Below are 22,693 nucleotides of genomic sequence, written 5' to 3'. Positions count from 1 at the left end.
GCGGGCGCGGGCGCGGGCGGCGCGGGTGCGGCCGGCGCGGGCGCGGCCGGGCGGCGCGGGAGCGGGGGCGCGCCCGGCGCGGACGAAGCGGGGCCGTTCTGCCGGACGCGGGCGAGTTCGCTCTGGAGCCGGCGCTTCTCCAGCTCCAGGGTGGTGAGCGACTCCTCGTGCTCCTCGCGCAGGTAGCGCAGGTCGCGGCGGGCGCGCAGGATCCGTCCGGCGCCCACGAGGGTGAGCGTCAGGCCGACGACGAGGACGACGGCGACGGCCGCGCCGGCGACGAAGACCTGCCATTCGTTGTCGATGCCCGGGACGGCCTGCCCGAAGGCGGTGATGTGCGCGGGGTCGGTGTTGTCGAGGACGACGCCGGCGGCGACGATGGCGGCCGCGGCGAGCAGGAGCAGTCCAAGGAACGCCATGTGCAGATCTCCTCTGCGGTGACTCCGGAGGGGGACGGAGGTCCACCACCTTGCCAGAACGGAAGCCGATCATGTCGAGTTCGCCGGATAAATCCAGGTCAGTCGCCGTTAGTCCGTTTAACGAGCCCGGGTTGCGCGCCGACCGCGCCGGGTAATGATCGTTGCCGTAGGCGGCGCCGACGTTCCGGGAGGGACCATGCCCTTGGAGGCCATCGTTTTCGACCTGGACGGCGTGCTGATCGACTCCGAGCCGGTGTGGGAGGAGGTGCGGCGCGGGTACGTCGCGTCCCGCGGCGGCCGCTGGCTGCCCGACACCCAGCAGCGGCTCATGGGCATGAGCACCGCCGAGTGGGCCGCCTACATCGCCGCCGACCTGGTCGACGGCGTGACGGCCGAGGAGGTCGCCTACACGGTGATCGACGAGATGTCGCAGCGGTACCGGGACGGGCTGCCGCTGCTGCCGGGCGCGGAGGAGGCCGTCCGCCGGCTCGGCGCCTACCGCCCGCTCGGTCTGGCCAGCTCGTCCCCGCGCGCCCTGATCGACCTGGTGCTCGGCCGGCTCGGGCTGGACGCGCTGTTCCGCGCGACGGTGTCCACCGAGGAGGTCGACGCCGGAAAGCCCGCGCCCGACGGCTACCTCACCGCGGCCGCGCGGCTCGAGGTCCCCGCCGCGGACTGCGTCGCGATCGAGGACTCCAGCAACGGCCTGCGGTCCGCGCACGCGGCCGGGATGAAGGTGATCGCGATCCCGCGCGAGGCGCACCCGCCCGCGGACGACGCGCTGGCGCTCGCGGCGCACGTCGCGAAGGACCTGGACGAGCTGACCCCCGAGCTGGTCGCCGCCCTCTGATCCAAGCCGGGGACGGCTGTCGGCGGCCGCTCGTAGTATGGGCCGATGGCTTCCCCCGACTTCCTCGAGACCCCGGAGACGCTGGACGCGCTGCGCCGCGTGTTCGGCTACGACGCGTTCCGGGACGGGCAGCGGGAGATCATCGAGCATGTGGTCTCCGGCGGGGACGCCTTGGTCCTGATGCCGACCGGCGGCGGCAAGTCGCTGTGCTACCAGATCCCCGCGCTGGTCCGGAAGGGCACCGGCGTGGTGATCTCGCCGCTGATCGCCCTGATGCAGGACCAGGTGGACGCGCTGCGGGCGCTCGGCGTCCGGGCGGGCTTCCTGAACTCCACGCAGGACCTCGACGAGCGCCGCGTCGTGGAGGCCCAGTTCCTCGCGGGCGAGCTCGACCTGCTCTACCTCGCGCCCGAGCGGCTGCGCGTCCCGGCCGCCGTGGAGTTGCTCGACCGGGGCACGGTCGCGCTGTTCGCGATCGACGAGGCGCACTGCGTGTCGCAGTGGGGGCACGACTTCCGGCCCGACTACCTGATGCTGTCCGGCCTGCACGAGCGCTGGCCGGACGTGCCGCGCATCGCGCTCACCGCGACCGCGACGCAGGCCACCCGCTCCGAGATCGCGTCCCGGCTGCAGCTGGAGGACGCCCGGCATTTCGTGGCGAGCTTCGACAGACCGAACATCCAGTACCGGATCGAACCGAAGACCGACGCCAAGCGGCAGCTCCTCCATCTCCTCCAGACCGAGCACAAGGGCGACGCGGGCATCGTCTACTGCCTGTCGCGCAACTCGGTGGAGAAGCACGCCGCGTTCCTCACCGAGAACGGCATCGAGGCCCTGCCCTACCACGCGGGCCTGGACGCGCAGACGCGCGCCGCGAACCAGGCGCGATTCCTCCGCGAGGAGGGCCTCGTCATGGTCGCGACCATCGCGTTCGGCATGGGCATCGACAAGCCGGACGTCCGCTTCGTCGCCCACCTCGACCTGCCCAAATCCGTGGAGGGCTACTACCAGGAGACGGGCCGCGCCGGGCGCGACGGCCTGCCGTCCACCGCCTGGCTCGCCTACGGGCTGCAGGACGTCGTCAACCTCCGCAAGATGATCGACTCCGGCGAGGGCGACCCCGCGTTCCGCCGCCGCCAGGCCCTGCACCTGGACGCGATGCTCGCGCTCTGCGAGACCGTGGAGTGCCGCCGCGTCCAGCTGCTGAACTACTTCGGGCAGTCCGGCGAACCGTGCGGGAACTGCGACACGTGCCTGTCTCCGCCGGAGACGTGGGACGCGACGGTCGCGGCGCAGAAGGTGCTGTCGGTGATCGTCCGGCTCGACCGGGAGCGCCGCCAGAAGTTCGGCGCCGGGCACATCGTCGACATCCTGCTCGGCAAGAAGAACGCCAAGGTCATCCAGTTCGACCATGACGAGCTGAAGTCGTTCGGCATCGGCACCGAGCTGCGCGAGGCGGAGTGGCGCGGGGTCGTCCGGCAGCTGCTCGCGCAGGGGCTCGTCGCGGTCGAGAGCAACCACGGCACGCTCGTGCTGACCGAGGCGAGCGCCGGCGTCCTGCGCGGGGAGCGCAAGGTGCTGATGCGCCGCGAACCCGAACGGACCCCGGCGAAGGCGGCGAAGGCCGCCAAGGACCGCAAGGCCCCCGTCGAGCTGCCGGCCGAGGCCGCGCCGGTCTTCGAGCGGCTGCGCGCCTGGCGCGCCGCGACCGCCAAGGAGCAGGGCGTGCCCGCCTACGTGATCTTCCACGACGCGACGCTCCGCGAGATCGCGACGGCGCTGCCGTCGTCGCTCGCCGAGCTGGGCAGGGTGAACGGCGTCGGCGAGAACAAGCTGGCCAAGTACGGCGAGCAGGTGCTGGAGACCCTCGCCGAGACCGGCTGATCTCTCCTGCGTCCCGAATCTCACATACGTCGTGTATGTGTTATACATACCGCATGGAGCAGGTCAGGAGCCGGCGCGAGCAGTACGTCGAGAGCACCCGCGCCGCCCTGCTGGAGGCCGGGCGCCGGCACTTCGCCGAGCGCGGTTTCGCCGACGTCTCCGCTGAGGAGCTCGTCCGCGCCGCCGGCCTCACCCGCGGCGCCCTCTACCACCACTTCGCCGGCAAGCAGGGTCTGTTCGAAGCCGTCTTCGAGGAGTTCGAGGACCGCGCCGCCGCCCGCATCGCCGCCGCGGTGGCCGCGGCCGGCGACGATCCGTGGCTGCGGGGCGTCGAATGCGTCCGCGCGTTCCTGGACATCTGCTCCGAGCCGGAGTACCGCCAGATCGTCCTGCTCCAGGGCCCCATCGCGCTCGGCTGGCAGCGCTGGCGCGAACTCGACCAGCGCCACCTCGGCGCACTCCTGGAAGAGAGCCTGAACGCCCTGCTCGGCGCCGCCCCGGCCCATCCGCTGCGCCTGACGGCCGCCGCCCTCTACGGCGCCCTCACCGAACTCGCGCTCTCCACCGCCGAGGCCGATGACCCCGCGCGCGCCCGCGAGCAGGCCGTCCACCTGGTGTCGGCGATGCTGAAGGGCCTGCGCACCTTCCGCTGACCGGTCCGGACCCTCTCGGCGGACTCTCAGGGTTCTCCCAGGATTCCGCGTGGACTCCTACCAGCCGCCGCCGCTTCGATGGGCACCATGAGAACCAACAGGAAGACCCTCGCCGCAGGGGTGGGCGCCGCCGGACTGCTCGGCCTCGGGCTGTACCTGGCCGTTCCCGCCGCCGCGAACTCCCCGTCCCCGTCCCCCTCCGCCACCACGACCGCGTCGCCGAAGGCGCACCCCGGCCACGGCAAGCGCCTGGCCCCGCTGCGCCGCGTCCGCGGCGTGCACGGCGAGGCGACCGTCCGCCGCAAGGACGGCTTCCACCTCGCCGACTGGCAGCGCGGCAAGATCACCGGCATCTCCGGGACGGCCCTCACCGTCCGCAGCGCCGACGGCGCCACCTGGACCTGGACGACGAACTCCGATACCCGCGTCCGCAAGGACGGCGGCAAGTCGACGCTGTCCGCCCTGACCACCGGCGCGCAGGTCTTCGTCCTCGGCGAGCGCTCGGGCGACACCCGCACCGCCAAGCTCGTCCGCGAGCCCAAGAAGAAGAACTGACCCGGCGGGCCGGCGCCGCCGGGCGGGCCGGTGGCGCCGGCCGGGTAGTTTCGGGGCAGGACGGTGGCCGGGCCCGCGCCCGGCCGGAGGCTGGCGACGGGAGCGGATGAGCGAGAACCGGCGGGTGCTCGTCGTGGACGACGAGGCCAACATCCGCGACCTCATCGAGGTCGCGCTGCGCTTCCACGGCTTCGCCACCGTCACGGCGGCGTCCGGCGGGCAGGCGCTGCGCGCCGCCGCCGACGAGCGGCCCGACCTCGTCCTGCTCGACGTCATGCTGCCCGACCTCGACGGGTTCGAGGTGTGCCGGCGGCTGCGCGCGGGCGGCGACCAGGTCCCGGTGATCTTCCTGACCGCGCGGGACACCCCGTCCGACACCGTCACCGGGCTGACGCTCGGCGGCGACGACTACGTCACCAAGCCGTTCTCGATCGAGGCGCTGATCGCCCGGGTGCGGGCGGTGCTGCGCCGGACCGCGCCGCCCGCCGGGACCGTGCTGCGGGTCGCCGACCTGGAGCTGGACGAGGGCCAGTGGACGGTCCGGCGCGGCGGCGTCGAGGTGGAGCTGTCGCCGACGGAGTTCCGGCTGCTGGCGCACCTGATGCGCAACGCCGGGATGGTGCTGTCGCGCACCCAGCTCCTGGAGAGCGTGTGGGGCTGGGACCACGGCAACCCGCAGGTCGTCGAGACCTACATCAGCTACCTGCGGCGCAAGCTCGACCCGCTCGGCACGCCGCTGATCCACACCCAGCGCGGGGTCGGCTACGCGCTGCGGCCATGACGCTCAACGCCCGGCTGCTGGCCGGCCTGCTCGCCGTCACCCTCGCCGGGCTGGCGATCATGGGGCTGGTCAGCGCGCTCGTCCTGCACGGCTACCTGATGCACCGGGTGGACGGGCAGCTCCAGGCGACCCGCGACCGGGCGGTCGCCCGGCTGGTCCGGCCCGGCCTGCCCGAGCAGGGCGTCGCGCCGGCCCGGTTCGTCGTGCTGGCCGTCGGCCCGGCCGGGCGGGTGCGGGTGCTCAGCGGGGACGCGCCGCCGCCGGACCGCGCGGTCGCCGAGGTCCGCCGGCTCGGCCCGGACGACCTGGCCGCCCGCGCGCGGTCGCTCGAACCGTTCTCCATGCCCGGCCTGCGCGCCGTGGCGCGTCCCTGGCGCAACGGCACCGTCGTCGTGGCGTCGCCGCTGGACGAGATCCATTCGGCGGTCCGCAACCTGGTCCTCACCGAGGTCGCCACCGCCGCGCTGCTGCTCGCCGCGCTGACCCTGCTCGGCCGGTGGCTGATCCACCGCGGGCTGCTGCCGCTGGACCGGATGGCCGCCACCGCGCAGGCGATCACCGCGGGCGGCGACCTGCGCGCCCGCATGCCGGGCCCGGGCCACCGCACCGAGACCGCCCGGCTCGCCACCGCCATCAACGTGATGCTGGACCGCATCGAGCAGGCGTTCTGGGCCCGCAGCCGCTCGGAGGCGCGGGTGCGGGAGTTCGCCGCCGACGCCTCGCACGAGCTGCGCACCCCGCTGACCACCATCCAGGGCTACGCCGAGCTGTACCGGCACGGCGCCCTCGGCCCGGACGAGCTGCCCGACGCGATGCGCCGCATCGAGGAGGAGGCCGGCCGGATGAACCGGCTGGTCACCGACCTGCTCGAACTCGCCCGGCTGGACCGCGAGGCGTCCGTCGAGCCCGCCCCGACCGACCTCGTCGCGCTGGCCAGGGACGCGATCGCGGACGCGACCGCCGCCGCGCCCGAGCACCCCGTCCGGCTGGACGCGCCCGGCACGCTCGTCGCGGACGTCGACGAGGCGCGCATCCGGCAGGTCTTCGCGAACCTGCTGGCCAACGTCGCCGCGCACACCCCGCCGGGGACGCCCGCGACCATCCGGCTCGCGCCCGGCGTCATCGAGGTCGCCGACGAGGGCCCGGGCATGGCGGCCGAGGACGCGGCCCGCGCGTTCGAGCGCTTCCACCGCGCCGAGCACGGCAGCACCGGCACCGGCCTGGGGCTGCCGATCGTCGCCGCGATCGCCGCCGCGCACGGCGGACGCGCCGAGCTGCGCTCGCAGCCGCCGGCGGGGACGACCGTCCGGATCACCCTGCCGGTCCCGGAGCCCGGCGGTTCAGGTCACCGGTGAGTCCCAGGCGGCCTTCCAGGTCTTCGGCCCGATGACGCCGTCCACGCCGAGGTGCTTCTCGGCCTGGAACGCCCGGCACACCTCCTCCGACGCCGGGCCGTACGCGCCGTCCACCGAGATCGTCCAGCCCCGCGCGCGCATCCGCGACTGCCAGGTCCGCACGTCGTCGCCCCGCATGACGGGCGGCTGCGTGATGTACCGGCCGGGCCACGCCGGCGCGTGCGGCGCGGTGGACCCGCCGGCCTTCCACTGCCCGTAGTCGTCGCGCATCGCCCGGTCGTAGTCGACGCCCACCCCGTTGATCCGGTGGTCGTTGGAGTACTGCTGGAGCTGGGCGCGGGAGTCCCAGTTGCCGCCCGACCAGGCGTACGTCTGCCACCCGTAGGTGATCTTCTTCGCGTCGAAAGCCCGCTTGACCGGCCAGTACCCGCCGTACAGCCCGACCCGCCCGCGCCCCAGCACGGACGCGGCGCCGTCGGCGTACGCGTTGATCGCGGCCTGCTGCTGCGGCGTGGCGTCGAAGTCCACGGCGAAGTAGATCGGCCGGTCCGCGGGCATCCCGCAGGCCTTCGCCTGGGACGCGGCGTCCCGCGCGTCCGCCGCGCCGCCGTCCCGCCCCGACAGCGCCCGAGACGCCGTGCTCTCCCACACGACGACCAGCCACAACCCGGCCTCCGACAGCTCCACCGCCTCGGCGTGCGTCAGGTTCTTCCCGGTCGTGTCGTGCGAGAGGTACCGGCAGACGAATCTCGCCCCGGCCTCCCGCAGCGCGGACGCCCCGGGGCGTCCCCATGCGTAGTCGACACCGAACACGCTCATCCCGTCATCCCTTCACCGAGTCCTGACGGGCAGACAACACGCCGCGAACCGATGGCGTGAGCAATGTTCCGCGACGTTCAACGCAAGGCCATTCGAACGTCGCATCGTCGGTCATCTTCTGGCGATTCTTTGGTGAAGCGACGTGCAACAGGACAGTGACCTGAGACACATGCGGAGTTATGATCGCTTCGAGGCCAGCGACACTACGGGTCTCCGCAGTTACTGGGCGCATCTGACGCGCTTCCGACCTCGCGCCAGATGCACGGCATGACGGTGAGGTCCGACCAGCATGCGGCAAGGAGAGTCCCTGTCCCGCCGGTGCGGCCTTTCCGAACGTCTGTTCCCGCGTTCCCTCGTCCAGCCCCGCCTGCTCCCGAGCAAGCCGCGACGTGGGGACTCCAGCGAGGAGGAAACATGACCCACGTCGAGCAAGAGTCCACTCCTCAGACCCCGCCCGCGGTCGCCGACCCGGCCCCGCTCGGGCTCGCCGCGTTCGCCCTCACCACCTTCCTGCTCTCGGCCAAGAACGCCCAGTGGACCGACGGCACCGACGCCTGGCTCGGCTACGCGCTCGGCTACGGCGGCCTCGTCCAGCTGCTGGCCGGCATGTGGGAGTTCCGCAACCGCAACGTGTTCGGCGCGACCGCCTTCTCCACCTACGGCGGCTTCTGGATCGGCCTCGGCCTCTACGTCCTGCTCGTCTCGCCCAAGGCGACGGCGCCGGACCAGGTCCACAACGACCTCGGCTGGATCCTGCTGGCCTTCGCGATCTTCAACACGTACATGCTGCTGTGGAGCACGCAGGTCAACCTCGCCGTGTTCGCCGTCTTCCTGACCCTGGAGATCACCGAGATCGTCCTGTTCATCGGCGAGTTCTCCACGAACGAGACGACGATCAAGGTCGGCGGCATCATCGGGGTGATCACCGCCCTGGTCGCCTGGTACACCTCCGCGGCGGGCGTCATCAACGGGATGCTCGGCCGCCCGGCGCTGTTCGTCGGCAAGCCGATGTTCAACCTCTCGCCGACCAGGCCCTGACCCCACCGCCCGAAGGGGAGGCCCTCGACCGCGCCGCGGTCGGGGGCCTCTCGCGGGTCCGGGACGCTCAGCCGCGCCCGGCAGGCGCAGGACACCAGGAAACGGCCTGCCGTGGTCGCGAAGCGTCGGTGACGGCCGCCGGGGCTATCGCCCGGCGGCGCCGGGGGGCGTCCCGGCGCGGGACCGGGCGGCCAGCAGCCGGGCGAGCTCGTCGCGCTCGCGGGTGATCTCCGCGAGCTCGTGCTGCAGCTCGAAGATCCGGCGGATGGCCGGGAGCGTCATCCCCTCGCCCATCATGGTGACGACCTGCTGGATGCGGCCGATCTCCGAACGGCTGTAGCGGCGCTGGCCGCCCGCCGACCGCTGCGGCGAGACGATCCGCTGGGTGTCGATGCGGCGCAGGAACGCCTGCTGCACGTGCAGCATGTCGGCGACCTGTCCGACGGTGAACAGGGCGGCGTGCTCGTCGTCCATGGGCAGTTTCACCGGCTGCCGATTCCTTTCTGCCGGTCAGGGCGGCGGGGCGCGGCCGTCGCGCCCCGCCGAACGTGAGGTGCCACCGCGCGGGGTCAGCCGCTGATCACCTGCGGCGCCTCACCGGCGTGCTGGATGGCGACCTTGCGCGGCTTGGCCTTCTCCAGGACCGGGATGCGGACGGCCAGGACGCCGTTGCTGTAGGCGGCCTCGATGGCGTCGGCGTCCAGGTGCTCCGACAGGTACACCCGGCGGGTGAAGGTCCCCATGGTGCGCTCGCGGACGAAGACGCGCTCGTCCTCGCCGAACTTCTCCTCGCGGCGCGCGCCGACGGTCAGCACGCCGCGGTCGACGGTGACCTCGATCGAGTCGGGGTCCGCGCCGGGCAGGTCGAACCGCAGGACGACGTCGTCGGCGCGGCGGATCCCGTCCATCGGCATCCCCGCCCCGCCCTGGCCGGCCGCCTGGCGGACCGCCCGGTCGAACTGGCGCTCGAACTCCTGCACGAACGGATCGATCGACGTCAGCAGCATCGTTGCCTCACCTCCGAAGATCTCCCCGGGCCTCCGGCTCCCGGGGGCGTGTCCTTCACAGGAAGGAAACCTGTAACTCGAATTATAGCTATGTGCATCGGCAGTGCGTCAACCTCTCTGCCGCCGATCCGCTCCTGCCGCCGCGCCGGCACCTCGGGCAGCCGGTGACGGGCAGGCACCGCGCAAGGGGTTGACATCTTCCTGGAGGCGGAGTTATAGGAATTGTGTATCGGTCGATGACCTGGTGACGCTGGCAGAGGTTCCGGGGAGTGATCGAGATGCAGGGCCGGGTGCCGCTCCGGGCGGACGAGGAGTTCGCAGAGCTGATCTGTGCCGACGATCAGTGGGTGCGCGAGGAGTTCGACGCGCTGATCGCGGCCAACTACGGCGCGCCGCCCGCGCGGCCCGGCCCGCCCGCTCCCCCGCAGAACCCGCCCACCGGGCGACCGTGGAGATATCCGGAGGCGGCGCGCGGCGCGCCGAGCGGAGACCCGGCCGGCGCCGGAACCCGCGGCACCACCCTGCGGCGCCAGCGCTCGCCTCCGCTGCTCCGCGCAGTGCATGCGGATCGCGCGCGACGCGGGCGCCCGAGAGGGCGCCGGAAAGGAGGGCGGCAGTCGGAACAGGAGTCTCGCTCAGTGTCGGAACATCTGCTGGGCCGGCGGGCCTTCCCTGCGCCCGCCGGCCTTTCACGGCGCTTTATCGTCCGTGCTTCGCAACGTGCGATTCGGGCGGTCGGCGCGTTCAGGTGAGGGGCTGGTCGAGCCGGTTTTGGAGGAGGGACTGCTGAGCGGGATTGCGGGTCAGGGCCAAAGCGCGCTGGTCGGCGACGCGAGCGGCTTCGACGTCGCCGAGATCGCGCAGCAGTTCGGCACGAGTGGCGTGGTAGAGCGAATAGCGCTCCAGGGTGTGCCGTTCGGCCTCCGACATTGCGTCGAGGGCGGCCAGGGCCTTTGCCGGGCCGCCGCGTGGCGGCGGGGCATGGCGGACGGCGATGGCCCGGTGCAGCCGATGGATCGGGGACGGCGCCAGCGCGAGAAGGATGTCGTAGAGCACCAGGATCTGCGGCCAGTCGGTGTCGTCCCAGGTGGGCGCCTCGGCATGGCAGGCGACGATCGCGGCCTGCACCTGGTACGGGCCGGGACGCTTGGCGGTGGCGGCGCGCTCCAGGAGCCCGATGGCCTCGCCGATCGCGGCGTGGTCCCAGCGAGCGCGGTCCTGGTCGCGTAGTGGGATCAGATCGCCGGCGGGGGTGAAGCGGGCCGCGGCGCGCGCCTGGTGCAGGCGGATGAGGGCGAGCAGACCGAGGACCTCGGGCTGCTTGGGCATGAGCCAGGCGAGCTGCGCGGCGAGCCATTCGGCGTCGTCCGCCAGGTGGGCGGCCCGGGGCCGGTCGCCGGCGCTGGTCAGGTAGCCCTCGTTGAACAGCAGGTAGACCACGGCCAGCACCTGGTCGAGCCGGTCGGGCAGTTCGGTGTCGCCGGGGACGCGGTACGGGATCCCGGCGGCGGCGATCTTGCGTTTGGCGCGGGTGATGCGCTGCGCGACCGCGGACTCGCCGACCACCAGCGCGGCGGCGATCTGCGCGGCGGTCAGCCCGCACACCGTCCGCAGCGTCAGCGCGATCTGCGCCTCCCGGGGCAGCGCGGGATGGCAGCAGGTGAAGATCAGCTTCAGCCGGTCGTCGGGGTCGGGCTGCGGCGGCCACCGCAGCCGGGCGAGCTTGTCGCGGTAGTTCGCCTGGCGGCGCAGCACGTCGATGCCGCGCCGCCGCGCGACCGTCAGCAGCCACGCGTCCGGATGGTCGGGGACGCCCTCGTCGGGCCAGCGGCGCAGCGCCGTCTCCACCGCGTCGGCGACGACGTCCTCGGCGGCGGCGAAATCGCCCAGGACCCGCACCAGGCAGGCGGTGAGCCGGCCCGCGTGCTCCCGCACGACGCGGGCCAGCTCACCGTGCACGTCATCGTGCCCCCGGTGGTGCGGGCCTGGACGGTGGTCGGGCACGGCCGTCAGTCGATCGGCCGGATCTCGACGACGGGGCAGGCCGGCCAGGCGCGGGCGATGGCCAGGGCCGCGTCCAGGTCCTCGACGTCGATCTCGGCGTAGCCGGAGACGACCTCCTTGCCCTCCACGAACGGCCCGTCCGTGACGACCGGCCCGCCGTCCTCGAGCCGCACCGTCGTCGCGGTCTCCGCGGACCGCAGGTGGGCGTGGTGGGTGATGTGGGCGGCGTGATCGGCGAACCACTGCCCGACCCGCTCGAACGCCGCCTGCCGCTCGCTCTCGCTCATCGCCTCCAGGTCGCGCGCGAACTGCTCGGTCTCGACGAACATCAGCACGTACTTCACGGTCTCGATCCTTCCCAGGTGCCGCTCATGTGTGACCGTCCAGCGGCTACCGGCCGGCGGACAGGGGACAGTACAGGTCGACGCCGTTGCCGTCCGGGTCGGCGACGGTGGCGTACCGCATCCCCCAGAACGCGTCCCACGGCTCCTGGATCCCGTGGTGGCCGGCGCCGGTCAGCTCGGCGTACTTGGCGTCGACGTCGGCGGGCGTGGGGAACTGGAAGGCCAGGAAGGTGCGCGGGTCGCCTTCGGGACGCGTCCAGCCCGCGGTCTGCGCCGAGCCGCGGAACTTCTCGGTGTCCAGCATGACGTGCAGGCCGTTCGGCAGCTCGCAGTTCGCGTGCTCGGGGTAGGCGGCGTCGACGGTGAAGTCCAGGCCGAGACGGCGGTAGAAGGCGATCGCCGCGTCGATGTCGGACACGATGACGTCGATCGTGTTCAGTGTCGGGTTCATCTCCGGCTCCCTTGCGTAGGCGGATTCTCTCCTCACCCCCGAGACGAACGGCGCCACCGCAGATCCGACACCGCGCGGACGAATCCGTTCGCGGTCTTCCTCTCGGCGGCCGGGCGCGGGCGGGCTGGGGAACGTTTTGGGGTGGTCTTTGCGTGCCCGCTTGGCCCGGCATCCGTGGAGATTGCGCGTCCGCTTCTAGCGTGGGTGGCATGCCGGAGGTGACCGAATACGCACCTGGAATGCCGACTTGGGCCGAGCTGGCCACGCCCGACCTTGGGGCGTCCACGAGGTTCTACTCCGGCCTGTTCGGCTGGTCGACCTACACGGTGACCGTGGACACGCTCGGCGACTACGAGATGTGCACGCTCGGCGGGCCGCAGGGGCCGCAGGTCGCCGGCATGCAGCCGATGGACGACGACACCCTGCGCCCGTCCTGGACGTGCTTCTTCCGCACCGCCGACATCGGCGGCAGCGCCGAGGCCGTGCGGGCGGCGGGCGGGCGGGAGCTGACCGGCCCGGTGCAGGTCGTCCACTTCGGGCGGATGGCGCTGTTCGCCGACCCGCAGGGCGCGTCCTTCGCCGTCTGGGAGCCCGACGAGCACCAGGGGGCCGAGGTCGCCGGCGAACCCTCGACGCTGTGCTGGGTGGAGCTGGCCTGCCGCGACGTCGACCGGGCCCGCGCCTTCTACGGGGCGGTGTTCGGCTGGCGCGCCGTGGACCGCGAGTACTACGGCCCCACCTACACCAACTTCAAGATCGGCGACTGGGCGGTGGCCGGGATGGTCCGCATGGACGAGCAGTGGCCGCCCCATGCCGTGCCGCACTGGACGCCCTACTTCGAGGTCGCCGACTGCGACGCCTCCGCCGCGCTGGCCGCCGATCTCGGCGCCCGGGTCCGCGTCCCGCCGTCCGACATCCCGCCCGGCCGTTTCGCGATCATGACCGATCCGGCGGGGGCGCGGCTGGGCATCATCGCGCCGGCCCGCCGCCGCTGACGCCGGCGCTCCAGGCGAGCAGTGCCGGGCCGGTGTCAGGACGATTCGCGGACGACGATCTCCGCCCGGGTGAGCTCCACGGTGACCGCCGGGTCGCGCGTCCGGCCGCGCACCATCGCGTCGATGCGGGCGGCGACGGCCTCGGCGGACGGCCCGTTCAGCACCCGCACCGACGACAGCCGCGGCCGCAGCAGCGGCCCGAGCGGGAGATCGTCGGCGCCGACCACGGCGATGTCGCCGGGGACGTCGAAGCCCGCGTCCTGGAGCGCCCGCATCACCAGCATCGCGTAGTCGTCGTTGTAGGCGAAGACGGCGTCGGGACGCGCCGGGGCCGCCGCCCAGCCCGCCACCAGCGCCTCCGCCTGCTCGACGTCGAAGGCCAGGTCGACGGGCTGGACCCGCATCGACCGCGCCGACGCGACCCTCCGCACCCCGGCCAGCCGCGGGCGGCTGAAGGCGTCCAGTCCCTTCTCCTGCGGCATGACGACGGCGATCGACGTCCGGCCGCGTTCGTGCAGGTGCTCCGCCGCGCAGGCCCCGATCGCCGCGTTGTCGAAGACGAAGGTCGGGACGATCGGCGACGGCGCGTCGCCGATCGCCACGACCGTCGCCACCCCGGCGTCGTAGAGCTGGCGGACGCCCTGGCGGGTCAGCCGGCCGGCCTCCACGATGATCGCGGCGGGCCGCCACTGCGCCCAGTCGCGGGCCGCGGCGATGCCCTTGCTCCGGTCGTCGCCGTACAGCACCACCTTGTAGCCGAGGCCGCGCAGGGCCTCGCCGAGGGAGTCGAGGCGGTCGGCGGCCAGCCGGCCCATGCCGGCGGCGGGCAGGGGCATGAGGACGATGCCGCTGCGCCCGGTGCGCAGCGTCCGGGCCAGGGCGTGCGGCGTGTACCCGAGGCTGGCCGCGGCCCTGCGCACCCGCTTGCGGGTGTCCTCGGAGATCCGCACGCCCGGGGCGTCGTTCAGCACGTACGACACCGTGGCCTGGGAGACCCCCGCGAGGCGCGCGACGTCCACGCTGGTGGGCGCCCGTCCGCTGGGGGAGGTCGACTCGTCCATGCGCCAAGTTTTCCGCACCCGGGCCTTCCGGCACAGGCAGCCCGGTGCTATAAGGACTTATACGTATAAGCACGCCGTCCCGACCCCACCCCTGACGGCCTCCGAGGCCGGACATCGAAACGAGGACGCCACCCCATGACGACCACCAGAGCCCTCACCGGCCTCGGCCTGCTGAGCCTGACCGCGCTGACCGCGGCCGCCGTCGGCGGCGCGCCCGCGAACGCCGCCCCCGCCCGGACCGCGCCCGCGCCCGCGCCGCTGCGCATCCTGCTCACCGACGACGACGGCTACACCGCGCCCGGCATCAGGGCCGTCTTCGACAAGCTCACGGCCGCCGGCCACGACGTCACCATCGTCGCGCCCGCCCAGAACCAGAGCGGCACGGGCACCGCGCAGTCGACCGCGCCCACCCTCAAGGCCGAGCACGTCTCGTCCAAGGTCTGGGCGGTCACCGGGACGCCCGGCGACGCGGTGTCGTTCGGGCTCTACTCCGTCTTCAAGGACAAGGCCCCCGACCTGGTCGTCTCCGGCACCAACTACGGCCAGAACCCCGCCGCCATCGCCGACCACTCCGGCACGGTGGGCGCCGCGATCACCGCGCTCGACAACGGCGTGCCCGCCATGGCCGTCAGCACCGAGACCACCTTCACCGGCCCCGTCACCCCGACCCTGAACGCCCAGCGCCACACCGCCGACTTCCTGGTGCGCCTCCTGGCGAAGCTGCAAGGACGGGCCCAGGGCGGGCGGCTGCTGCCCGAGCACACCGGGCTCAACATCAACTACCCGATCGTCGGGGCGGACGGCGAGCGGCCCGCCACCCGATGGGCGTTGACCAGGCTCGACCGGCAGCCGCTCCTCGTCCCGTCCTACACCGACACGGGGAACGGCACCTACGCGGTGAAGCTCTCCTACACCCCGCGACGTCCCGGCCCCGCCTCCGACGTCGCCGCCCTCGCCGCCGACAAGATCAGCATCACCCCCATCGACGGCGACTGGACCGCCGCGACCGCCGCCTACACCCGCACCGCCGCCCTGCTGAAGGGCCTCACCCCCTGACCCGAGCGCGCGATCCCGCCGGTCAGCGGGGGAATCGCGCGGGCGCCGGCACCGGGGAGCGGCCCGAACGTCCTGGTGGCGCTACCCGCTCACCGCCGGGGCCTGGCGCCAGGTCGCCTACCACTTCGTGGCCGGGCCGGTCGCGGACGGCATGGCGGCGCTGGTCGGCGCCGGATGTCCGGGCCCCCGCCGGTGCCATGACGCGCGAACCCGATTCGACCCTGTACCCAGCACCAGCCCGTTGCCAAGCGGACCGTGGTCCGGTAGCGTTCCGAGGACATTCGGACCATAGTCCGCTTATTGAAGGGGTCAGATCATGAGCCGTTTGCTGCACATCTCCGCCTCGCCGCGCGGAACGTCCTCGGAGTCCCTGGCGCTCGCCGCCACGTTCCTCGACGCCTACCGGGAGACCCACCCCGGCGACACCGTCGACCACCATGACCTCTGGGACGGCACGCTCCCGGAGTTCGGCCCGGCCGGAGCCGGCGCCAAGATGACGGTCTTCGGAGGCGCCGACCCGGCCGGCGCCCAGGAACGCGCCTGGGCGGCCGCCCGCGCCGTCTTCGAGCGCTTCGACTCCTACGACCGCTACCTGTTCAGCGTCCCCATGTGGAACTCGGGCGTGCCGTACATCCTCAAGCAGTTCATCGACGTGGTCTCCCAGCCCGGCTGGGTGTTCGGCTTCGACCCCGAGCACGGCTACACCGGTCTCCTGCGGGACAAGAAGGCGGCCGTCGTCTACACCAGCGCCGTCTACGGCGACGGCCGTCCGCCGGCCTTCGGCACCGACTTCCAGAGCACGTTCTTCGAGGGCTGGCTTCGCTGGGCCGGGATCACCGACATCAGCGCCGTGGAGTTCCGTCCCAACCTCGCCACCGCCGACGCCGAGACGGGACGCCGCGAAGCCCACGCCCGGGCCCGCGAGGAAGGCAAGCGCTTCTGACGGGAAGACCCGCTACCCCGGGCGGGGGCGAACCTCCCCCGCCCGGCCGAAGTCGTCAGCTCGGCGACGAGAACCTGGCGTCGCATTCCTGCCAGCGAGGCCACCCTGGCTCGCGAGAGAGTCGGCGACGGATCGCCTTCTCCGACACTCTGCGAAAGGCACTGTGCATGCACGTCGTCCCCGGGCTCAAGGTGTTGTACTTCGGAACTCCGGTGGTGCTGATCAGCTCGGTGAACGCCGACGGCACAGCGAACCTCGCGCCGATGTCGTCCGCGTGGTGGCTGAACCAGTCGTGCATGCTCGGCCTCGGCAACAGCGCCCGGACCACGGCGAACCTGCTGCGGGACGGCGACTGCGTGCTCAACCTGCCCTCGTCGGCGATGGTCGACGCCGTCGACCGGCTCGCCCTCACGACCGGAAGGCCGGACGTGCCGGACCACAAGGCCGCGCAGGGCTACCGGTACGAGCCGGACAAGTTCGCGGCCGCCGGGCTGACCCGGCAGGCGTCGGACATGGTCCGCGCCCCGCGGGTCGCGGAATGCCCGATCCAGCTGGAGTGCAGGGTCGTCTCCGCCCACCCCGTCGGCCGGCCGACCCCGCAGGCCACCGCCTTCCAGGTCGAGGTCCTGCGCGCCCATGTCGAGCAAGAGCTGGTCATCCCGGGGACGAGCCACGTGGACCCGCTCGGCTGGGACCCCCTGATCATGAAGTTCTGCGAGTTCTTCGGCGGCGGCGGCAACGTCCACCCCTCCAGACTCGCCGAAGCCTGGAACATGCCCCACGACCCGCGGCCGGCGGCCATCTGACCCCGGCCGCGATCGGCGCGGCCCCGAAATTCTCACGCGGGAATGCTGCCGACGGGCTCGGCAGGAATGGTCATCGGACCAGCCTGCGAACACTGCGCGCATTCAAGCAGTTGCTCTTTGTCATCAAAGTCCCGACCGTCGCCGGATGCGATTCGGAAACGGATCGGCACGCGGGGGCGTGATGCGGCACAATGATCAGCCTGGACGCGCACAGAATGACACGGGCTGGCATCGAATGCACCGCTCCGATACGACTCTTAATCTGCACAGTGTCGAACCGTCGAGATCAGTTCATTACCCGCGGCATCGTCGCGGTGGGCGCGGAAAGCGGCGCTGTGCAGCAGAAAGGCTCCATCGCCATGGCTTCATGATCTCGTTCGCGGTGGGGCGCCTCCCGGACCGGACGCCGGCGCAGCCGGGCGACGCGATCTGAGACCACGGGCGCGCCGGACGAGGCGATCTTCGATGACGGTGTGCCGCCCCGGCCCGGCGCGGGCCGGGGCGGTCGCGGGGGCGCGGTCTCCCGCCGGGCCGGGCGCGCCGACCGACAGGGGGCGACCGAATGAGCGAGCCGACCGAGATCTCGGTGCTCGTCGTGGACGACGACTTCCGGGTGGCGGAGGTGCACGCGCAGCTCGTCCGGGCCGTGCCCGGGTTCCGGGTGGCCGGACGGGCCGGGTCCGCCGCCGAGGCCCGCGCCATGGCGGCCGAGCTGCGGCCCGATCTGGTGCTGCTGGACGTCTACCTGCCGGACGAGTCGGGGCTGAACCTGCTGGGCCGGCTGGAGGCCGACGTCATCATGGCCACCGCGGCGGCCGACGCCGAGTCGGTGCGCGCCGCGCTGTCGGGCGGCGTCTGCCACTATCTGATCAAGCCGTTCACCGGGGCGCACCTGGCCGAGCGGCTCACCGCGTACCTGCGGTTCCGCAGGCAGATCGGCGTCACCGGGCAGCTGAGCCAGGCCGACATCGACGAGGCGCTGCGCACGCTGTACGGCGGGCCGGGGGCGCCGCGGCCCGGGGGGAAGGGCCATGCGCAGATCACCGGCCGGCTGGTGATGGAGGCACTGGAACGCGCGGACGGCCCGCGGTCGGCCGCCGAGATCGGAACGGAGATCGGGATCTCGCGCACCACCGCCCAGCGCTACCTGGCATCCCTCGCGCAGGCGGGAAGGGTGCGGGTCAGCCTCCGCTACGGAAGCACGGGACGGCCGGAGCACCAGTACGCCTGGCGGCCCGATCAGGCGCTCTGACCTGAGGCCGCGAGTCCGGCGTCCCGTTCTCCGGCCCCCCGGCCGGTGCGCGCGGGCGGTGGCCGCAGCGAGCGGAAGCCGGTCCTGATCCGGAGCCAGGCGTCCGCGGCCGCCTGCACCCCCGACCGTTCGGCCAGGGCGGCGAGATGGCAGTCGATCGCGTCCACCGCCCACGCGGAGTGGCCGGTCGCCACGTTGTCGATGGTGTTGTGGACATCGGCGTAGCGGCTGCTGAACCCGTGGGCGCGCAGCGCGGCCCGGTCGCGCCGGTAGGTCCCGCCGACCCCGGACAGCTCCATCGCCAGGTTCAGTCCGAGCGTCTCGGGCAGGAAGGTGCGGGGGAACCGGCTGAGCGCCAGCCAGTGGACCGGCAGCTCGAACGATCCGTCGCGGAAGCCCGGCCATTCGGCGAACTCGCGGGACGCGGTCGGCGGCAGGTCGAAGCCCATTTCGCGCATCAGGTCGCGGTAGATGAGCGGGTGGTTGAGCGGCAGCTCGCCGTTGCCCAGTTCGTCCCAGTACGTGGTGAACAGGGTGCGGCCCAGGTCGCCGACCGCGTGCCGGTGGTCGGTGAAGCCGCCGAGCCAGCCGCCGTCGATCAGGTTGAGCGGCGCGAGCTGGAGGAAGGTGTCGACGACGCTCTCGCGGGGCGGGACGGCCAGGCTCTCGCCCGCCCGGAACTGCTCGTCGTGCCGGTCGTGCTGGTCGCGCAGCCAGCGGCGCAGCGTGCCCGGCTCCCATTGCCGGGGCGGGCTCTTCATCCGTTCGATGCCCGCCCGCGAGCGTTCCAGCCATCCGCGTGCGTAGTCGAGTGCGTAGCCGCGGACGGCAGGCGAGTCGTCGCGCTGGAGCAGCCTCCGGTACGCCTCGCGTACCGTCGCGGGGGCGGCTTCGGCAGGGGCCTCGTCGCGTTCGTGCGCGCGCGCCGGCGCACCGGAGACGGTGGAAGCCGCGGCGGGGACCGGGGCGGCGGCATCCGGGGCCGCCGTTTCGCCTTCGCCGAGGGAGGCGATCCAGCGCCTGATGACGGCCAGGTCCTCGGGCGAGAAGACACGGAACATCGGACCGCCCGCGCCGATCAGATCGCGCAGCAGCGGGCTGGCGTCCGGACGGCCCGGCCGGACGAGCCTGCTGCGTGCCAGCACGCCGAGCATCCGGTCGGCGTCGGCGTTGAACCACTCGGCGAGCGTCCTGCCCTCCAACCGGTAGTCGTGGTGGTACGCGCCGGCTTCGCGTGCACGGTGCCGCAGCAGTTCCGCCATCTCGAACGCGGGTTCGAGCGCCCGGCCGCTCAGGCCGTACAGGTCGTCGCTCCACGCCCGCAGCTCGTCGAGCGTCCAGCGGACGGCCCGCCACGGCCGGTCGTCGCCGGGGTTGTCCCGCAGGTACGTCCGGACCGCCGCCAGCGACCGGTCGGCCGACGCGCCGAGGTCCAGCGCCGACCACGTCCGCGCCGTGGCGGCGGAGGGGTCCAGGCCGTCCCGGACGGCGTGCAGCGGCGGCAGCACGCCGACCCAGCGCAGGCACAGGTCGGCTCCGAGGAGTTCGGGAGCGAAGGCTGCCGGATAGCGGCTCGCGGCCAGCAGCAGTGCCGCGAGGCGAAAGCTCCGGTCGGCGATCTGCCGGTCGGCGGCGAGCCGCTCCTCCGGCACGATCCGCCCGGCGAGGCCGGCGCCCTCCATCAGCCGCCGGTAGCACGCCGCGCGGTCCTCGCCGGGCCGTCCGGCGCCGACGTCATCGGCGTACAGCGCGAGGACGTGCATGCTCAGCTGCTGATCGGCGTTGCCGGCGCCGACCAGCCATTGCAGCCACGCCCCGGCCTTCAGCGCGAGCGGGGCGCAGTTCAGCACGATCCGGCGGACCGCGGGCAGGCCGGCGCGCGTCCGGAACCGGGACTGCTGCGCGCGGGCCCATTCGGTCGCCTCGCGGTGAAGGCCGTCCGGATCGAGACGGCCCGGACCCGGGACGATCAGCTCGCGCAGCTGGTCCCGGACCGGGCCGGGCCAGAACTCGCGCTCCGGGTCGTCGGCCCACAGGTACAGCGCGCGGAAGGCGGCCGGGTCGGCGCCGCCGAGGTCCGGAGGGTTCACAGCAGCTCCGTGTTCGCCGTCGGCCGCTCGCTGGTGCGGCCGCGCGTGTCGAAGAGGAATCGTGCGTGCTCGCCCAGCAGGGAGGCGGTGTACACGCTGTGGTCGGTGACCAGGAGGGTCAGGTCGGCGGTCCGCAACGCGTCCGGCAGGTCCGCCGCGCGGGACAGCCGCAGCTCCCCGACCTGCCATGTCTCGACGTACGGGTCGTGGTAGGACAGCTGCGCGCCGTGCCGGGCCAGCTGCTCGGCGATCCGCCGCGCGGGGGACTCGCGCTGGTCGGCGACGTCGGCCTTGTAGGTGACGCCCAGCAGTAGGATCCGGGCACCGCGCAGCGCCATGCCCCGGTTGTTGAGCAGTTGCTGCGCACGGTGCACCACGTACCGCGGCATTCCGGTATTGATCTCCTGCGCCAGCTCCACGAACCGGAACGAGTACCCCAGCGTCCGCACCTTGTAGGAAAGGTAGTTGGGATCGATCGGGATGCAGTGCCCGCCGACGCCCGGGCCGGGGAAGAACGACTGGAATCCGAAAGGCTTGGTCCCGGCGCAGGAGATCGCGTCCCACAGGTCGATGCCGAGTTCGTTGCAGAACACGCTCATCTCGTTGACCAGCGCGATGTTGACGTGCCGGTAGGTGTTCTCCAGCAGTTTCGCCATTTCGGCCTCGCGCGTGCCCTTGGCCAGGACGACCGTATCGACGAACTTGCCGTAGAAGGCCTCGGCCACGGCGGCGCACGCGGGCGTGTACCCGCCGACGATCTTGGGCGTGTTGGCGACGCCGTACCGGCCGTTGCCCGGATCGATGCGCTCGGGCGAGAAGGCCAGGTGGAAGTCCTCCCCCGCGGTCAGCCCGGACTCCTCCAGGATCGGCCGGACGACCTCCTCGGTCGTTCCGGGGTAGGTCGTGGACTCCAGCACCACCAGGGTCCCGCGGCGCAGATGGTCCGACACCCGCCGCGCCGCGCCGCGCACCGCCGCCAGGTCCGGGCCGCCCTCGGGCGCCAGCGGCGTCGGCACGCAGATGACGATCGTCTGCGCCGCGCCCAGCACCGCGGGGTCGTCGGTGGCCGTGAAGCCCGCGGCGAGCATCGCGGCCACGTCGGCGTCCGCCACGTCGTCCACGTGGGAACGGCCCGCCGCCAGGCCGGCGACGACGGCGGGGTCGCGGTCGAGGCCGCCGGCGGTCAGCCCGGCGCGGCACGCCTCGCGCGCCAGCGGCAGGCCCACATAGCCGAGACCCACGACGACCAGGTCCATGGGCGAGACTCCTTCCTCGGGTTCCCGCGATCGCGCGGCGGTCACACGATGACCCGGCTGGACGGCGACTCGCGCATGTCGCGCGACGTCCGCAGGTTCCGGGTGACCAGCGTCTTCTTCAGCCAGCGGTCCGTTCCGTCGAAGCGCGCGCTGAACGCCGCCCGGCCGTGCACGGCGAGGTAGTTGTCGACGATCAGCAGCGTCCCCGGCTCGATCTCGATGCGCTGCTGCACCCGGTTCAGCTCGTCGATCAGGCGCCGCAGCGCCCCCTCGGCCGCCGGGCCGCCGTCCGCGCAGCGCATGAAGTACGGGTCGATCCGCAGGTACGGCGAGTCCTGCGCACCGAACAGGACCGGGACGGCCTCGGGCTCCTCGCGCATCCTGCGGGCGCGCAGCAGGCTCGGGTGACCGGGATGGATCTCGGCCATCTGCCTCAGGTGCTCGTTGTCCGGCATGATGTGGAACAGCGGCCGGCGGAGGATCTCCAGGTCCGCCTCGTCCAGCCGGACGTCGCGGATCGAGGAGACCAGGGTCGGCACCCGGTCGTGGTTGCGCATGCCGAACAGCAGGAGGTAGTCGCAGCGGTAGGGGTGGAAGCCGTCCTCGGTGTGCCACTCCAGCAGCACCTGGCCGTGGCCGCTCTGCTCGGACTCGTCGCCCTGGATCGGGACGACGTTGTGGATGAGCCGGCCGCCCTGCAGCGTGGACCAGCTGAAGGTGGCGCCGGTCAGGCACATCGCGAACAGCGCGAGGGCGAACTCCTCGCGGCGTCCGCGCGCCTGCTCGGCGGCCTGCGTCCAGTTCTCGGGGGTCGGCCCGATCGCCCGGTCGCTGACGGGCCAGCCGCGCACCATGCCGAAGGCCGCCTGCTCGTACAGGCAGAACTCGGCCAGGAAGCGGCGCACCCCGTGCGGGACCATCGCGGTCAGTTCCCAGGCCTGGTCGAAGAACCGCGGGGCGGCGGGGTCGATGTCCAGGGAGTCGACCTTGTCGATCAGTGCTTCGAGCTCGCCGATGTCGGCCAGGGACATCGAGTACGAGACGGGTGCGTCCATCGTCGTCCTTCTCCTTCGC

Annotated in this window: 24 protein-coding genes; 13 read left to right on the top strand and 11 right to left on the bottom strand. The window is 72.8% G+C overall.

Features of this window, described 5'->3' with window-relative positions; genetic code table 11:
• Positions 1–419: hypothetical protein (locus tag QP089_RS22170; RefSeq protein WP_285913648.1), on the bottom strand; the 419-nt coding region annotated here is incomplete at its 3' end.
• A 196-nt stretch (positions 420–615) separates the two neighbouring features.
• Here QP089_RS22170 and QP089_RS22165 point away from each other — a divergent pair.
• From QP089_RS22165 to QP089_RS22140, 6 genes are all read left to right on the top strand, one after another.
• Positions 616–1,269: an HAD family hydrolase gene (locus QP089_RS22165; RefSeq protein WP_285913647.1), complete on the top strand. Its 654-nt coding sequence runs from the start codon at positions 616–618 to the stop codon at positions 1,267–1,269.
• 45 nt (positions 1,270–1,314) lie between these two features.
• Entirely contained in the window at positions 1,315–3,153 is a 1,839-nt protein-coding gene (gene recQ, locus QP089_RS22160; protein WP_285913646.1) for a DNA helicase RecQ, read from the top strand.
• A gap of 53 nt (positions 3,154–3,206) precedes the next feature.
• Positions 3,207–3,806, top strand: coding sequence for a TetR/AcrR family transcriptional regulator (locus QP089_RS22155; RefSeq protein ID WP_285913645.1), 600 nt, complete (start codon positions 3,207–3,209; stop codon positions 3,804–3,806).
• An 87-nt stretch (positions 3,807–3,893) separates the two neighbouring features.
• Complete coding sequence (locus QP089_RS22150; RefSeq protein ID WP_285913644.1) at positions 3,894–4,361, top strand: DUF5666 domain-containing protein; 468 nt, start codon at positions 3,894–3,896, stop codon at positions 4,359–4,361.
• A 106-nt stretch (positions 4,362–4,467) separates the two neighbouring features.
• Positions 4,468–5,142 (top strand): response regulator transcription factor, encoded by a 675-nt coding sequence (locus QP089_RS22145; protein ID WP_285913643.1) that lies wholly within the window; start codon positions 4,468–4,470, stop codon positions 5,140–5,142.
• The gene (locus QP089_RS22140; protein ID WP_285913641.1) at positions 5,139–6,497 is read left to right on the top strand and encodes a sensor histidine kinase; all 1,359 of its coding nucleotides are present in this window, start codon (positions 5,139–5,141) and stop codon (positions 6,495–6,497) included. Before QP089_RS22145 ends, QP089_RS22140 begins: the two co-directional genes overlap by 4 nt.
• Here the strand turns inward: QP089_RS22140 and QP089_RS22135 are convergent.
• Entirely contained in the window at positions 6,483–7,316 is an 834-nt protein-coding gene (locus QP089_RS22135) for a glycoside hydrolase domain-containing protein (RefSeq protein WP_285913640.1), read from the bottom strand. The genes QP089_RS22140 and QP089_RS22135 overlap by 15 nt on opposite strands.
• A 414-nt stretch (positions 7,317–7,730) precedes the next feature.
• Between QP089_RS22135 and QP089_RS22130 the strand changes: the two genes are divergently transcribed.
• Positions 7,731–8,354, top strand: coding sequence for an acetate uptake transporter (locus QP089_RS22130; RefSeq protein WP_285913639.1), 624 nt, complete (start codon positions 7,731–7,733; stop codon positions 8,352–8,354).
• A 144-nt stretch (positions 8,355–8,498) separates the two neighbouring features.
• On the opposite strand, the gene QP089_RS22125 is transcribed toward QP089_RS22130, so the two are convergent.
• Both QP089_RS22125 and QP089_RS22120 read right to left on the bottom strand, forming a co-directional pair.
• Complete coding sequence (locus QP089_RS22125; protein WP_285913638.1) at positions 8,499–8,840, bottom strand: MerR family transcriptional regulator; 342 nt, start codon at positions 8,838–8,840, stop codon at positions 8,499–8,501.
• 83 nt (positions 8,841–8,923) lie between these two features.
• Positions 8,924–9,361: an Hsp20/alpha crystallin family protein gene (locus tag QP089_RS22120; RefSeq protein WP_285913636.1), complete on the bottom strand. Its 438-nt coding sequence runs from the start codon at positions 9,359–9,361 to the stop codon at positions 8,924–8,926.
• 269 nt (positions 9,362–9,630) lie between these two features.
• Here QP089_RS22120 and QP089_RS22115 point away from each other — a divergent pair, with 269 nt between their 5' ends.
• Positions 9,631–10,113 carry a hypothetical protein gene (locus tag QP089_RS22115; RefSeq protein ID WP_285913634.1) on the top strand — a complete coding sequence of 161 codons (483 nt, stop codon included), beginning with the start codon at positions 9,631–9,633 and terminating at the stop codon, positions 10,111–10,113.
• Here QP089_RS22115 and QP089_RS22110 read toward each other — a convergent pair.
• From QP089_RS22110 to QP089_RS22100, 3 genes are read right to left on the bottom strand one after another with little or no spacing between them, the layout of a single operon-like run.
• The gene (locus QP089_RS22110) at positions 10,106–11,365 is read right to left on the bottom strand and encodes an RNA polymerase sigma factor (RefSeq protein WP_285913633.1); all 1,260 of its coding nucleotides are present in this window, start codon (positions 11,363–11,365) and stop codon (positions 10,106–10,108) included. The two genes, QP089_RS22115 and QP089_RS22110, sit on opposite strands and share 8 nt — an antisense overlap.
• A 5-nt stretch (positions 11,366–11,370) precedes the next feature.
• Positions 11,371–11,709, bottom strand: a complete 339-nt coding sequence (locus QP089_RS22105; RefSeq protein WP_285913632.1) for a YciI family protein — start codon at positions 11,707–11,709, stop codon at positions 11,371–11,373.
• Positions 11,710–11,755: 46 nt separating this feature from the next.
• Positions 11,756–12,160, bottom strand: coding sequence for a VOC family protein (locus QP089_RS22100; RefSeq protein ID WP_285913631.1), 405 nt, complete (start codon positions 12,158–12,160; stop codon positions 11,756–11,758).
• Positions 12,161–12,369: 209 nt separating this feature from the next.
• Between QP089_RS22100 and QP089_RS22095 the strand changes: the two genes are divergently transcribed.
• Positions 12,370–13,155 carry a VOC family protein gene (locus QP089_RS22095; protein WP_285913630.1) on the top strand — a complete coding sequence of 262 codons (786 nt, stop codon included), beginning with the start codon at positions 12,370–12,372 and terminating at the stop codon, positions 13,153–13,155.
• Positions 13,156–13,190: 35 nt separating this feature from the next.
• Here the strand turns inward: QP089_RS22095 and QP089_RS22090 are convergent, their stop codons facing one another.
• Positions 13,191–14,216 carry a LacI family DNA-binding transcriptional regulator gene (locus tag QP089_RS22090; RefSeq protein ID WP_285913629.1) on the bottom strand — a complete coding sequence of 342 codons (1,026 nt, stop codon included), beginning with the start codon at positions 14,214–14,216 and terminating at the stop codon, positions 13,191–13,193.
• A 135-nt stretch (positions 14,217–14,351) separates the two neighbouring features.
• Here QP089_RS22090 and surE point away from each other — a divergent pair, with 135 nt between their 5' ends.
• The 4 genes from surE (at position 14,352) to QP089_RS22070 (ending at position 18,273) form a co-directional block, all read left to right on the top strand.
• Entirely contained in the window at positions 14,352–15,272 is a 921-nt protein-coding gene (gene surE / locus QP089_RS22085) for a 5'/3'-nucleotidase SurE (RefSeq protein ID WP_285913628.1), read from the top strand.
• Positions 15,273–15,588: 316 nt separating this feature from the next.
• A complete protein-coding gene (locus QP089_RS22080; protein WP_285913627.1) occupies positions 15,589–16,215 on the top strand; it encodes an FMN-dependent NADH-azoreductase in 627 nt (208 codons plus the stop codon).
• Between the two features lie 167 nt (positions 16,216–16,382).
• Positions 16,383–17,021: a flavin reductase family protein gene (locus QP089_RS22075; RefSeq protein ID WP_285913626.1), complete on the top strand. Its 639-nt coding sequence runs from the start codon at positions 16,383–16,385 to the stop codon at positions 17,019–17,021.
• Positions 17,022–17,583: 562 nt separating this feature from the next.
• Positions 17,584–18,273: a response regulator gene (locus QP089_RS22070; RefSeq protein WP_285913625.1), complete on the top strand. Its 690-nt coding sequence runs from the start codon at positions 17,584–17,586 to the stop codon at positions 18,271–18,273.
• On the opposite strand, the gene QP089_RS22065 is transcribed toward QP089_RS22070, so the two are convergent.
• Genes QP089_RS22065 through gntD form a run of 3 tightly spaced genes read right to left on the bottom strand, consistent with a single transcriptional unit; the run spans position 18,261 to position 22,674 of the window.
• Positions 18,261–20,363, bottom strand: coding sequence for an iron-containing redox enzyme family protein (locus QP089_RS22065; RefSeq protein ID WP_285913624.1), 2,103 nt, complete (start codon positions 20,361–20,363; stop codon positions 18,261–18,263). The two genes, QP089_RS22070 and QP089_RS22065, sit on opposite strands and share 13 nt — an antisense overlap.
• Complete coding sequence (locus QP089_RS22060; RefSeq protein WP_285913623.1) at positions 20,360–21,619, bottom strand: nucleotide sugar dehydrogenase; 1,260 nt, start codon at positions 21,617–21,619, stop codon at positions 20,360–20,362. Before QP089_RS22060 ends, QP089_RS22065 begins: the two co-directional genes overlap by 4 nt.
• A gap of 41 nt (positions 21,620–21,660) precedes the next feature.
• Complete coding sequence (gene gntD, locus QP089_RS22055; protein ID WP_285913622.1) at positions 21,661–22,674, bottom strand: guanitoxin biosynthesis L-enduracididine beta-hydroxylase GntD; 1,014 nt, start codon at positions 22,672–22,674, stop codon at positions 21,661–21,663.
• Between the last annotated feature and the right edge of the window lie 19 nt (positions 22,675–22,693).

Source organism: Actinomadura opuntiae (genome assembly GCF_030283205.1).
GTDB lineage: Bacteria > Actinomycetota > Actinomycetes > Streptosporangiales > Streptosporangiaceae > Spirillospora.
This window is presented reverse-complemented; position numbering and strand designations above follow the sequence as displayed.